This is a genomic window from Brevundimonas sp. (assembly GCF_036399195.1).
Classification (GTDB): Bacteria; Pseudomonadota; Alphaproteobacteria; order Caulobacterales; family Caulobacteraceae; genus Brevundimonas.
Genome location: NZ_DASWNO010000291.1, coordinates 1 through 12,808, shown reverse-complemented (window position 1 = coordinate 12,808; position 12,808 = coordinate 1). Strand labels below are relative to the sequence as shown.

Sequence of the window (12,808 nt, the reverse complement as noted above, 5' to 3'; positions counted from 1 at the left end):
CGCGCCGGCCCGGCTCGGCGACGCGCGGCTGGACGGCGCCTACGCCTGGCGCAGTCTGGCCGAGCGCGGCGTGGTCGTGGTGGGCGGCTCGGACGCCCCCGTCGAGCGCGGCTCGCCGCTGATCGAATTCTACGCCGCCGTGGCACGCCGCGATCTGGAGGGCGCGCAGGGACCCGACTGGCGGCCGCAGGAGGCCGTCGACCGCGCCACGGCTCTGAAGATGTTCACCCTCTGGCCGGCCTACGCCAGCTTCCGGGAGGCCGAGCTGGGCACCATCGAGGTCGGCAAGCGGGCGGACCTCACGGCTTTCGACGTCGATCTCATGACGGCCCCGGCCGCGGACATTCCCAAGGGCAAGGCCGTCCTGACCGTGGTCGACGGCGTCGTGGTTCACCGCGCCGACTGAGCGCGTCGAGAGCCGTCCCGCCTTGAAGCCGCAGCCCGTTGCCCGTAAGGCTGCGGCGGCTGCGCGGGCGTGATGTAGTGGTAGCCTGAAAGCTTCCCAAGCTTTTCGTGCGGGTTCGATTCCCGCCGCCCGCTCCAGCCTCAGGGCGTCTGCGCCTCACTGAAGTCCGCGATGGGTGGAAAGCAGACGCCTCTCAGTCATCCGCCGAACTTGATCCTGATCCCGGCGTTGGCGGTGAACCCCTCTAGCGGCGCCCACCCATCGACCGTCCAGCTGCCGTCCGCCGCCCGCTGGGGGCGAGTTAACGGATCATCGCGGGTCTGCCGAATATCGAGCAGGTTCTCGAGGTTCAGGAACAGTCGGTAGCGGCCAAGCACGACCTCGCCCAGAAGGCCCAACTCCAGATAGGCGTCGCCCTCGGTGCGATAGGGATTGTCCTCCAGAGGCTGCTTACCCGTGTAGTAGGCTTCGAAGCCGATCCTGCCCCGGTCATGCTCCTCCCACATCGCCACGAACCCGGCGGAGTGGCGCGGGGTCAGCGGAACGTTTCGCCGGCCGATACCGAAGTCGTCAGGCTCGCTCGCGTCGACGTAAAGGTAGCTGCCGGTAAAAACCCACGGCCCCTGTTTCCAGCGTGCGAGCGCCTCCGCCCCGCGGGTTCTGGTCACGCCATCGACGTTGACGAGTCGGACGCGATCCGGTGCAGTGGTCTGGAGCCGCACGGCATCCTCGATGTCGGAGGCGAAGATGGTCAGCCCCAGCTCCCACGGCCCGGCGGCGTAGCCGAGATTCAGCGATGCGCTCTCGGCCCTCTCCTCCCGAAGGCCGGAGAGCGGTTCCAGCCGGGACAGCCCCGACGCTTCCGTTTCCTCGACAAATGGCGTCGGGGCGGAGAAGCCTTGACCCCACGAGGCGCGAACGGTCCACGGGCCGGGCTTGTAGAGCAGCGACAAGCGGGGGCTGAGCTGGCCGCCATAGGTGCTGTGGTCGTCCCAACGGGCGCTGCCGGCGAAGACGAGATCGGTCGTCAGCTCCCGCTCGACCTGCGCAAACACGGCGGGTGTTTCGAACTGGTAGTTGAAGCCGGCAAAGGCTTCGGATGCGTAGTCCTCGGTTTGATAGGCGAGGCCGCCCACGAATGAGCTGCCGAAGGCGTCTGCAGCCAGAGACGTCTCGACCAGAAGCGTTTGGTGCTGGTCCTTCTCGATCAGGCTCCCGAAGCGGTGCCGATGGGACTGGCTAACGCCTGAGGCGCGGAATTGCGCGACGCCCCAGTCGCCCAGGGGGCGCTCCGCTACAGCGCCTCCGTCGACACGCCGTGTGTTCTGGTTCTGCTCGAAAGGGCGGCCGTCAGGCGTGAGCCTATCATCGAGCGTGCCGCCGCGACGGTCTTCCGTCATCGCGCCGAGGGTCATGAACAGGCTGGATCCGTCTCGCCCGTCCCAAAACAGACGGGGCCGCACCGAGGTGCGCTCGAACCCGGCCATGTCAATCCAGCCGTCCTCGTCGATGTCCTGCTCGGTCTGCCGATTGGCGGAGAAGAGAACCGAGCCGCCCCAACCCCCACCGAGCGGGGTCGCCCCATAGGCGGAGAGGTCTTGGCCCTCCCGCGACGTCGCGTTCAGGATAAGCTCGCCTTCGGCCTCATCACCGGGGCGACGGGAGATCAGATTGATGACGCCGCCAAGCGCCTGACCCCCATACAGCGCGGAAGCCGCGCCCTTGATCACCTCGACCTGCCTCAGGTCGCTCGGCGGGATTTGCAGAAGGCCAAGAGAAGAGGCTTGCCCACCATAGAGCGGCAGTCCGTCGGCCAGCAGCTGCGTGTAGCGCCCGCGCAGACCCTGGACCCGGATGTTCGCCGCACCGAGCCCCGGTGACGTTACCTGAACGCGCAGACCACCGGTCTCCGCCAGCAGCATCGAAATGTTGCCGGGCCGCATGAGCAGCTTCTCTTCGATCTCCTCCTGCCCGAGCACTTCGACTCGAACCGGCTCGTCCTGCACCCGGCGACGTGAACGGGTCGATTGGACGATCACGTCGTCAATCTCTGTCGCCTCACCTAGGTGGTGAGCCTCGCCACCCACATCCTGAGCCATTCCGGCAGAAGGCGTGATCAAGGCGGCAAGGACGAGGGCCGAAGCAGTCAGTGTGGCTGCGCGCATCAAGTCGGGTCTCATTCACGGATCGCGCATTGATGGCGCGCCCGTCCGCCCGTCAAGCGAACACCTGCCCGGCAGCCGCGGCTGAATGTCCGCAATGGGTCCGCGGCGGACGCAGCTAACCCGTCGGAATGCGGACCTACGTCCTGCGCTCCTCACCCGCGGCATACGCGGGCATGGCGGCTTCGGGTCCCCCGCAAGCCGCTCGAATTTCTGACTGACTGAAGCCTTGGTCCCACAACTCGGTCCTGGCTGCGCTCGCCCAGTTCACCAGGCATCCTAGACCGCTGGACGTGGACGCTGTCGTGTCCGTGTTGATGCGGCCGTGAGTGACGCAATGCTCGCGGCGAGCTCGGAGATGTTGAAAGGCTTGGTAAGCCGGGGCAGGTCCGGCGCCAGCCCCTCGACCTCTGCGTAACCGGTAATCACCAGCGCCGCGAGCTCCGGCTGCATCTCCCTGGCGACCCGAGCGAAGTCCGCGCCGGTCAGGCCGGGCATCAGGTGGTCGGTCACCAACAGACCCGGCCGCAGGCCCTGCTGAAGCATTTGGAGCGCGGAGTCGGCTGAGTCAGCCTCGATGACCTCGTATCCGAGCTCGACAAGCATGTCGGCCGTGCTCAGTCGCACGAGTTCCTCGTCATCGACCAAAAGCACGGCCCCGGCGGGCGCGCTTGCGACAGGGCGAGCGTCGACGTCCGCCGCTTCAACCGCCTGACCCTCGCCGAGCGGCAGCCACAGGCTCACATCGGTTCCGAGGCCCACCTGGCTCTGGATGGAGAGGGCTCCTCCGAGCTGGGAAGCGAGTCCGTGCACCATGGACAGGCCTAGACCTGTCCCACGACCGATTCCTTTGGTTGAGAAGAAGGGTTCGATCGCTCGCTGAACTGTCGCTTCATCCATCCCGGCGCCGGTGTCGGCGACGGAAAGGCGGATGTACTGTCCAGCGGCGAGCGAGGCTTGATTTCCCTCACCGACTTCATCCAGTTCCGCGCTGACCGTCAGAACACCCCCATTGGGCATTGCATCGCGGGCGTTGACCCCGAGATTCAGCAGCGCCATTTCGACCTGGTTGGCGTCGGCCCGCGCCGGCGGAAGCTCGGGCGCGACCCGGAAGATCACCTCGATCTGTGGCCCGGTCACGCTGGCGAGCAACTCGCCCATGCCTTCCACCAAACGACCGATATCGACGGCGGTCGGCTGCAGGGGCTGGCGGCGCGCGAAAGACAGCAGGCGCTGGACCAGCACCCTGGCGCGCTCCGCGGACTGGATCGCTCCATGGATCAAGCGCTGCTCACGGGGCCCGCCGAGGCCCTTGCGCTGGAGCATGTCGAGCGACCCGACGATTGGCGTAAGCAGGTTGTTGAAGTCGTGCGCGACGCCGCCGGTCAACTGGCCCATCGCTTCCATCTTCTGGCTCTGGCGCAGGGCTTCCTCCGCCTGCACCTGGGGCGTCACGTCGCGGCTGGCGCCGATCAATCGGATGATCCGACCTTGATCGTTCCGCATCGGCACCAGCGAGGTGTCCCAATGACGCTTCTCGCCATCCAGCTCGAAGACCTCGCGGTACTGGTAGATTCGCCCCGTTCGAAGGACATGCCGGTAGGTCTCCAGAATACGGTTCGCCGCCGCTTCCGGCAGGATGTCGGCGACCCGTTTCCCCTGAATGTCTTCAAACTTCAGCCCGACGCCCGCCTCGTGCGCCGGATTGATCTCCTCCACGAGGAAATCGTCGTCGGGCGTCACGCCGACTATGAAGAGCGCCTCCGGCGTGTTCTCGAAATATGTCCTGTATAGTGCGTCGGAGCGGCGTCTGGCCGCCTCCGCTTCGATCAGCCTGTGCTGTTCGCGCACGCGCTCAGTGACATCATAGACAAACTGGTAGGCGCCGATCTGGCGGCCGTCCGCATCACGCAGGACGTTGTACTTCATCTCGTAGTGACGCCGGTCCAGCGCCGGGTCGCCGTACTCGCCCGTCTCGCTGAACTCCTCCCCCGCCAAGGCTCGCGCCCAGATTTCCCGCACGGCGCTTTGATGCTCCGGCTTGTCGGCCAAGAGGTCCAGAATCGAAGCCCCTACCTCCGGACGCACGCCGTAGATGCGCTCGAACTCGTCGGCGCTGGCCTTGTTGATCGCGACCCACCGGAAATCGGGGTCGAGCACCTGGACGAATGCGTCGGTGCCCTCGACGATGTCGGCCAGGACGTTGCGCTCGGCCAGAGCTTCAGCGACGCGTCCTTGGAGCCGGTCGTTCGAGCTTCGCAACGCTTCCTCGCGACGGCGATCCTCAGTGATGTCGACGTTCACGCCGACCAACCGGCTCGGCTTTCCGTCGGCATCGAGCACCGCCACCGCCTGGGACCGCACCCAGCGCGTTTCGCCGGTGTCTGGGTGCACGATCCGGAACTCGATGTTGAACGGATCGCCGTGAGATGCGGCCCGCTGCGCCGCCTGGCTGGCTTCATGCTTATCATCGGGATGAAGCACACGGAGCCAGGCGTCGAATGGCGATACGGCGTCCCGCACGGGGTCGAGGCCGTTGATGTGAAACATCTCCGGCGACCAGTTGATCTCGCCAGTATCGAGTAGCCAGTCCCAGACCCCGAAACCCGCGGCGCGTTGTGCGAGCGCCAGGCGGGCCTCGCCGGCTCGCATAGCCTCCTCTGATCTGCGCCGCTCCGTGATGTCTGCGAGCACCCCGACCGCGTGTGACGGCGCGCCGGCTTGGTCGAGCGTGAACTCGGCGCGGAGCCACAGCCAACGCACGGTCCCGTCCGGCCAGACGTAGCGATACTCGGCGTCGATCACTCGCTCGCCACGTGCGAGCGCCGCTTCTCCCACCGCCCGCAGGCGCTCCTCCTCACCCGCATAGTAGCGGGCGCGCATCTCCTCCGCGGTGGGGTCCGCATCCTCCGGAAAGCCGAGAAGCCTGTTCAGCTCCGGCGACCCCGTCACCTTGTCCGTGGCGATCTCCAGCTCCCAGACCGCCATGCGACCGGCCTCTATCGCCAGGGCGAGACGCGCCCGTCCCGCACGTTCGGCGTCTTCGAGGCGTCGCCGATCCGTTATGTCCTGGAGCGTTCCCACATAGCGGACGGCCTGGAGTTCACCGTTGACGTCGGCGAACACCGCCTCCCCGTGTGCAAGCACCCATCTGACCTCCCCGTCGGAGCGGACGACGCGATACTCGTAGGGGAGCCGTTCCCGCAGCAGGGGGTCCAGCGCCCGGCGCGCCATCGCGGCCGTGCGCGGGTAGTCGTCCGGATGCGTCACACGCCGCGCGCCTTGGAAGGTCACGTCCTGATCCGGGGCGAAACCGCAGATGGCCTTCGCCTCGGCCGAGTAATTCATCCGCCCGGAAAGAACGTCCCAGTCCCATATGCCGATGGCGGCCGCGTCGGTGGCCAACTGAAGTCGGGCCTGGCTTTCGGCGAGCGCCGCGACCGCGGCCTTCTCTTCGGTCACATCCTCCTGCAGGCACAGCCAGTAGGTCCGACCCTCCACATCGACAGCGGTGATGCGCGATCTTGAAGTGAAGATCGACCCGTCTTTCCGCCGGTTCAGCCACTCGCCCCGCCAGACGCCGTTGCGCTTCAACTCGGCGATGACCGCCTCAACCTTGCGAGCGTTCTCTAGCGCCGGGTAGGCGTTCTGGGTCGAGACATGCCGCCCGACCAACTCCCCTGCCGCATAGCCGAACATCCGATCTTCGGCCGGGTTGGTGTAGACAATGGTTCCGCTTTCATCCGAGAGGCTTACGCCCTCGCTCATGTTCTCCAGCAGCGAGCGGTACAGACCCGCCGGCATCTCCGGCCCCGGACCGGATGGTTGCAATCCCGGAACCCGGTCAACCGCTCTCAGGGGATCCACTGGCTCACTCATCAGGCTCCCCGTCGTCGCGAAATCCCTCCTCTGTCAAGGGGACACCCGTCCGCTGCGCTGATCGGAGCACGTCAGCAGAGAGCATCTAAGCAGGGCCTCGGCAGGGTTTCCAATACCCGCCGAGACATGCCCAGAGTCGACATAGGCCCTGTCCGCAATCAGGTCGTACGAACCTTCGGAAGAAGGAGGCTTAACAGGGGCCCTGAGTGCGGATGGAGCGGATCAGGGTTTCCTCCCCGCTGCCCACCACCTCGACCGATGCGCGCCCTTGGCAAGTACGGCCGTCGGGAAGGACATAGTCGTACGTCACTTGAACGGTATCGCCATCGATGGCGGTCGCGTCGCGAAGGCGCAGAGGACGGCGGAAAGAAGAATAGTACCGGGTGAGCGCACCTGCCGACAGGGGGCCGCTGGCGCGCTTGGACGGTATCACCAGGCGCGCCGCCGATCCGCCGTCTCCCCGCCCCAGCGCGGCATAAAAGGCGCTCACTGTCGCGACGGCTCCGGAATTTCCTTCTCCGTCATCGATCTGCTCGGCCGGCGGCTCGGCTGCGGGCCTAGGGGCTTCCGCAGGCCGGGGGACGGGAGCGACGTCGGGTTCAGCAATCGACTGAGTGTCATTTGTGTCAACCACCGGGCTCGTTTCCAACCGGTCGGTTTGCGCCTCGGACGCCTCCAGGATTTGCGCGTCATCGACCGCGACGGCTTCTTGGGCATCGTCGGCGTATTCCACCACGGCGGGGTCTGGATCGCCTTCGGACGAACCGAAATAGACGAATGCCCCAACGAGAGCCGCCAGCAGGCCCAATGAGATAAGGATGGTTCGGGTGCCCGAACGGCCGGCCCGTCGATCCGCATGAGGTGAGGCTAAAGATTCACGTGTCGCGTATGCCGCTTCAGGGGGCTCATCCCCCAAGACACCTATGCGGCTTGCGCCAGCAGCGCGGCCATGCCCGGCCAAGGATCCTTGGTCTCCGTCCAGCGCTTCGACGCGCGGCTTGGGCTGCTCCGGAAGTCCTGGATCACGCGCGCCGCCGTCGGCCCGCTCTGGGGCCGGGCCCCGCTCAGGGAATGATGGGTCGTTCGAGGAACTCATTCCATCCCCTCATTCGGATAACCCGTGGGGCGGTGGTGCGAGGCGCTTGTGGGGAAATCTTCCGTCCCCACCTCGGTGCGCCGCGGCGTCTCGTGAACTTCCTCGACTCGACGCTCCACCGTCTTTGTGACGACGACTTCTTCGCGAACGAAGGCTTGCTTCGTGACGACGGCCTCTTCTCGCATCTGTGCGATCTCGACGACCCGTCCGCGCATCAGACCGGCCGATTGCAGTTCCTGCTCGTCGATCCGGCGGTTGGCCAAGCGCTTGTCGACAAGCAGGATCTCTTCGAGAAGCTCGACGTCCCGGGTTTGCGGAACCTCTTCGACGTGGGCGCGGACCGTCGCGCCCCCGCGAACCACTTCGGGTGTGCCGACCCGCAACTCTTCCTCGATCCGGGGAACCCGCTGCTCCTCGATGACGGCGGAGCGGGGCGCTTGAGGTTCCTGAGCAGCAGGAGCGGCAGGGCGTGACTGGGGCGTTTCCGGGGTGGGCCCGCTTTCCAGGACCGAGATGATGCGATCGACGCCGTCAGCGGTCATGGGCCGGACCAGAAGCAGGTGCTCGTGGGCGCTGAGTTTCCGCTCGCACGCCGCAAGATCGTCTGGAGAAAGATCCAGTCTCCTTAGCTGCTCCAGGCTTGCGGGGCTGGCGTCGTAGACGCCCGCGTGGTGCAGCGGGACCTCCGCGGTCAGGGAACGTAAGGCGCGCTCGGCCTCGCCCCGCGTGTCGTAGAGCGCCCAGACGATCGAGCTCATGCCTCTTGTCCCGTGCCGAGGTCGTGGCGGTTCTTCGGCTGCTCCCGCGCGTCCGTCATTTCGATGTTTGCTTGCTCGGACTTCACCGTGACCGGAACGTTCCGTGTCTCGATGGCGGACTTGCGACGAACGTGGATCTCCTCGACCAGGACGAGGCGTTTCTCGAGAACCACGACCTCTTCGACGACGGGGATGATCGTGGTTGCGCCCTCTAGTCGCACGCTCGGCAACTGCGTCACCGCCTTGTTGACGGGAACACGCTCGACCTCGACCTCGTCATGCGAAAGCTCGACCGGGAAGTTCTGTTCGCGCTCTTCGACAGAGACCCGGACTCTCAGGCGACCGGTCTCGATCTCCCGCTTGGTGATCGAGACCCGTTCCTCGACGAGAGGGATGACGGCCACTTCCTGTTCGTCGGTCATTTGCATCCCTGAGCCGGCGGAAAGCGGCCGCAGAAGCAAACAGTCTTGGAAGCGGGCTGTTCCGGAGAGCTTCCCAAGCTTTTCGTGCGGGTTCGATTCCCGCTGCCCGCTCCAGCCTCTATTCGACCCGGGCCGCCTCGACGCCGCGTGCTTGCAGCATCGCCTGGACGCTGTCGTCCCCGGCGAGGTGGGCGGCGCCCACGGCGATGAAGGCGGTGCCCGAGCCTTCCAGAATCGTCGCGATCTGGCCGGCCCAGTCGGCGTTCCGCTTCACCAGAAGGGCCTCATAGACGGCAGGCGATTCCGTCCGCATCTCCTCCACCGACACCGCTTCGAACGCCTCGAGGTCGCCGGAGGCCCAGGTGTCCACCATGCGGTCCAGTTCGACCGTCGCGTCCTCCCAGGCGTCGAGCACCGAGCGCAGGAACGCCAGCTGATCAGCCTCGGACATGCCCGCCAGGATGCCGATCTGCTTGTCGATCGTCTCGAAGCCGCTGATCGGCTTGCCCGCGGCCTCGGCGCGGCGCTTCAGCACCAGTTCGACCCCCGACTGGGGATCGTAGCCGGCCTTCACCAGGGGAGCGACGGACAGTGTCAGGCCCGCGAACCAGGGGCGAAAAACGTTCAGCTGCGCGGCGGGCAGGCCGGCCGAGGCGGCGGCGGCGTTCAGCTCGGCCATCTCGGCTTCGGTCAGCAGGCTGGACAGGGGGCGGTCGGGCGAGACGCCGTGCTGCTGGACCAGCGGAACAATGGCGGCCTGATCGTCGGGGTTCGAGATCTCGAACCAGATCTGGTCGGCGCTGGCGAAGGCGGCGTCGACCTTGGGCGATCCCCAGGCGGTGGTGGGGCGCAGCACATGGACGGTGCCGAACAGGTAGAGGGTCGAATCGGCGTCGCGGATGACCCAAAGGGCGGGGCCCGCGCCCGCCGCCTGCGGAACCGCGCGGACGGCGGCGGCATCCTGGGCGGCCTGCGCGATCGCTTCGACCGGTTGGAAGGCGACGGCGCCGGCGAGGGCGAGGCCGAACACAGCGCCGAGGGCGCTGCGGCAGAGGCGCGCGGCGCGCGACGGGATGGAGGCATTCGTCATGGGGAGGAGATCCTTCGGATGGACGCTGGACGCGATGGGTCGACGTTTGAACTAGTGGATGCCGCGCCGGGCGGCGGCGATGATCGAACAGATGAAGTACACGCCCATCAGAAGGCCCATCATCCCCCAGGCGCTGACGCTCTGGACCAGACCGAGACGTTCCGCGGCGGCGTAGACGAACAGACCCAGCTGGGCGGCCCAAAAAGCCATGGCGCTGGTCTCGGACATGATGCGGCGGAGCATCTCGTCGGCGGCGCGCCAGAGCATCAGATTGGCGGCGCTCTGCAGCGCCAGCAGCGCCAGAACACCGCCGAAGACGATCTCAGCGGAGGCCCAGTCGGAGCCGAACACCGGCAGGAGGAACATCACGCCCGCCAACAGCATGACCGCCACCTGGAGTAGGCCGCAGCCTTTCGGCACGGTGGACGGGCGAACCGCGACGACGACGGCGCTGATCAGTCCCGTGGCGATGAGGACAACCGACATCAGAACGGCGACCTCGTCTTCCCACGCGGTCAGCACGCCATCCGTCATGTTGGCCCCGACGAAGCCAACGGCTCCCCCCAGCCCCGCCAGCAGCACGAAGAGCGCGGCCTTGCGCAGGATCGAGGGTTTCGGTCCTTCGACGAGAGCGGTCATGGTCAGGTCTCCAGGAAGATGGATTCGATGGGCTGGCCGAACACCCGCGCGATGCGGAAGGCCAACGGCAGGGAGGGGTCGTAGCGGCCGGTCTCGAGCGCATTGACGGTCTGGCGCGACACGCCCAGCGCCTCGGCCAGGTCCGCCTGGCTCCAGCCGCGCTCACCGCGCAGGGTTTTCAGGTGGTTGTTCATGCCCCCGGCCTCAGCGGTGCTTCAGCCACCAGCCCGCCCAGGCGAGGACGTAGCCGGCGATCTGGAACAGCAGGATGGCGAACATGCCGCCCGCAACAAGGTCGGGCGCGCTGACGCCGACGCTCTGGGCGGTCGAACCGTCATCCCTCAGGGTCAGCGTCAACAGCACGGCCGCGCCGACGGCCATGCCGCTGCAGCCGCCCCACCACCAAGCCCATTTGTGAGCTTCGCGGGCCGCCTCGTCGATGCCGCGCCACCACCACAGGCAGAGCGCCATGCATCCGGCCGTGGCGGCGGCCATCATGCCCGCGGTGAGGACCAGACCGAGAACGCCGCCTTGATCCTTCAGAAGACCGCTGCCCGCCCCGGCGAGCCCGCCCAACACCATCGCGGCGACCAGGACGAGCGCGAACGCTTTCATGCCGTATGGCCGCTTTGGTTTGGCCTGCTCGCCCATCGGCGTCCCCCCTTTAGTGACAAGGGTGTTTTACATCAAGGTGAGCCGGTGTCAAGCGTCCTTGTCAAGGAGACTGGACGCTGTCGCGCTATTCGGCAGCGACCGTTGACGACGGAGCCGCAAGCTCCGGCCGGGATAGCGACCGCGGGACCGACTCCACCGCCGGCAGTTCCGGCAACTCCTTGCCCTCGTGGTCGACGTGGAGATCCTCGAAGCGTCGCGCCGACACCATGACCTGGCTCTCCAGCGAACCGACGAACTGGTTGTATTTGCCGACGGCCGTGTCGAGGGCCCGGCCCACAGCCGCGGCGTGGCCGCCCATGACGGACAGCCGCTTGTAAAGCTCCTTGCCCAGCTTCGCGACCTGCTCGGCGTTCTTCGCCTGCTCCTCGGCGCGCCAGCCATAGGCCACCGCCTTGCAGAGGGCGAACAGGGTGGTGGGGGTGGCGATCAGGACGCGGGCGTCCATCGCCTGGGTGATCAGGTCCGGCTCGTGGTCGAGGGCGGCGCACAGGAAGGACTCGCCGGGGACGAACATCACGACGACGTCCGGGCTGGGGCGGAACTGGTCCTGATAGGCCTTGGACGACAGCTGACGGACGTGGGTCTTCATGCTCGCCGCAATGCGCAGCGACGCCGCCTTGGCCTGCGCGTCCTCGTCGCCGTCTGCCTCGTCGCCGAAGGCGAGCGGCACCTTGGCGTCGATCACGAACATGCCGCCGCCGGGCATGCGAACGATGAAGTCGGGCCGCTGCTGTCGGCCGTGCTCGTCCGCGGTCGAGGTTTGTTCGGTGAAGTCGAAGCGCCCGGCCATTCCGGCGGCCTCAAGCACGTTGCGGCAGGTCTGCTCGCCCCAGCGGCCGCGCCGGCCGGTGTTGCCCTTCAGGGCCTCGGTCAGGCGTCGCGCCTCGTCGCGGGTGGCTGTGGAGGCCGTCATCAGCAGCTGGAGCTGTTCCTTCAGACCGCCGGTCTCCTCGACGCGGACCTTCTCCAGGGCCGCGACGTGTTCCTGGAACTGCTTCAGGGTGTCGGCCACCGGCTTGAGCTGGGCCTCCATGCGCTGCTGCGCCATCAGTTCGCGGTTGCGGAAGGTCTCGTCGGTCCGCTTCAGCAGCGCCTCGGCGACGGTGTTCGCCGACTGGGCGGCCTGCGCCCGGAGCAGTTCCGTCGAGGTCGCCGCCTGGTCCTCGAACAGCCGCATGCGGGCCTCGGTCTCGGCGTGCCGTTCGCGCAGCTCCCAGTTCCGCGTCTCGGCGGCGGCCGCGCGGCGGCGCTCCATCAGGGCCCAGCCGAGGGTGAGGAGGGCCACGACCGAGGCGGCGAGAAAGGCGACGAAAGAAACGTTCATGCTCCGTTCCTTACCGGGAGTCGGCCGGGGCCGCCATGGTCGGAAACACGGGCGCGACGCGGTGGGGCGATGAGTGGATCATGGCGCGAACCTGGAGGGCAGGCGCGCCAGAATCGGACGCAGACGCCTACGCCGGCCGGCGCTGCCTCAACGCCTGAATGATGGTGCCGTCGTCCAGCCAGTCCAGTTCGCCGCCGACGGGCACGCCGCGCGCCAGCGAACTGACGGTCACGCCGGAGGCGGCCAGCCGCTCGGCGATGTAATGGGCGGTGGTCTGGCCGTCGACGGTGGCGGGCAGGGCGAGGACCACCTCCTTGACCTCGCCGCCGCGCACCCGGCCGGTCAGTTCGGCGATCC

The 12,808-nt window shown here is 67.1% G+C and carries 12 protein-coding genes and 2 tRNA genes; 3 read left to right on the top strand and 11 right to left on the bottom strand.

Annotated elements, in window-relative coordinates; genetic code table 11:
• On the top strand, nt 1–406 hold a 406-nt coding region (locus VGB60_RS12795; protein WP_331038629.1), incomplete at its 5' end, for an amidohydrolase family protein.
• A 63-nt stretch (nt 407–469) separates the two neighbouring features.
• Nucleotides 470–543, top strand: a tRNA-Gly gene (locus VGB60_RS12790).
• Nucleotides 544–603: 60 nt separating this feature from the next.
• Here VGB60_RS12790 and VGB60_RS12785 read toward each other — a convergent pair.
• The 5 genes from VGB60_RS12785 to VGB60_RS12765 form a co-directional block, all read right to left on the bottom strand.
• Nucleotides 604–2,571 carry a TonB-dependent receptor plug domain-containing protein gene (locus tag VGB60_RS12785; RefSeq protein WP_331038631.1) on the bottom strand — a complete coding sequence of 656 codons (1,968 nt, stop codon included), beginning with the start codon at nt 2,569–2,571 and terminating at the stop codon, nt 604–606.
• Between the two features lie 276 nt (nt 2,572–2,847).
• Nucleotides 2,848–6,372: a PAS domain S-box protein gene (locus VGB60_RS12780; protein ID WP_414644525.1), complete on the bottom strand. Its 3,525-nt coding sequence runs from the start codon at nt 6,370–6,372 to the stop codon at nt 2,848–2,850.
• Nucleotides 6,373–6,637: 265 nt separating this feature from the next.
• Nucleotides 6,638–7,255: a hypothetical protein gene (locus VGB60_RS12775; protein WP_331038628.1), complete on the bottom strand. Its 618-nt coding sequence runs from the start codon at nt 7,253–7,255 to the stop codon at nt 6,638–6,640.
• A gap of 284 nt (nt 7,256–7,539) precedes the next feature.
• Complete coding sequence (locus tag VGB60_RS12770; RefSeq protein WP_331038627.1) at nt 7,540–8,301, bottom strand: YsnF/AvaK domain-containing protein; 762 nt, start codon at nt 8,299–8,301, stop codon at nt 7,540–7,542.
• Nucleotides 8,298–8,723 (bottom strand): YsnF/AvaK domain-containing protein, encoded by a 426-nt coding sequence (locus VGB60_RS12765; protein WP_331038626.1) that lies wholly within the window; start codon nt 8,721–8,723, stop codon nt 8,298–8,300. The genes VGB60_RS12770 and VGB60_RS12765 overlap by 4 nt, the downstream gene beginning before the upstream one ends.
• Before the next feature lie 51 nt (nt 8,724–8,774).
• Between VGB60_RS12765 and VGB60_RS12760 the strand changes: the two genes are divergently transcribed.
• A tRNA-OTHER gene (locus tag VGB60_RS12760) sits at nt 8,775–8,837 on the top strand.
• 4 nt (nt 8,838–8,841) lie between these two features.
• Here the strand turns inward: VGB60_RS12760 and VGB60_RS12755 are convergent.
• The 6 genes from VGB60_RS12755 to VGB60_RS12730 all read right to left on the bottom strand — a co-directional run.
• Nucleotides 8,842–9,813, bottom strand: a complete 972-nt coding sequence (locus VGB60_RS12755) for a TraB/GumN family protein (protein WP_331038625.1) — start codon at nt 9,811–9,813, stop codon at nt 8,842–8,844.
• A 51-nt stretch (nt 9,814–9,864) separates the two neighbouring features.
• Nucleotides 9,865–10,452: a hypothetical protein gene (locus VGB60_RS12750; protein WP_331038624.1), complete on the bottom strand. Its 588-nt coding sequence runs from the start codon at nt 10,450–10,452 to the stop codon at nt 9,865–9,867.
• A 2-nt stretch (nt 10,453–10,454) separates the two neighbouring features.
• On the bottom strand, nt 10,455–10,646 hold the full coding sequence (locus tag VGB60_RS12745) for a helix-turn-helix transcriptional regulator (protein WP_331038623.1): 192 nt from the start codon (nt 10,644–10,646) through the stop codon (nt 10,455–10,457).
• A gap of 10 nt (nt 10,647–10,656) precedes the next feature.
• Nucleotides 10,657–11,067 carry a hypothetical protein gene (locus VGB60_RS12740; RefSeq protein ID WP_331038622.1) on the bottom strand — a complete coding sequence of 137 codons (411 nt, stop codon included), beginning with the start codon at nt 11,065–11,067 and terminating at the stop codon, nt 10,657–10,659.
• 124 nt (nt 11,068–11,191) lie between these two features.
• Nucleotides 11,192–12,451, bottom strand: coding sequence for a DNA recombination protein RmuC (locus VGB60_RS12735; RefSeq protein WP_331038621.1), 1,260 nt, complete (start codon nt 12,449–12,451; stop codon nt 11,192–11,194).
• A 127-nt stretch (nt 12,452–12,578) separates the two neighbouring features.
• The coding region (locus VGB60_RS12730) for a toprim domain-containing protein (RefSeq protein WP_331038620.1) at nt 12,579–12,808 on the bottom strand (230 nt) is incomplete at its 5' end.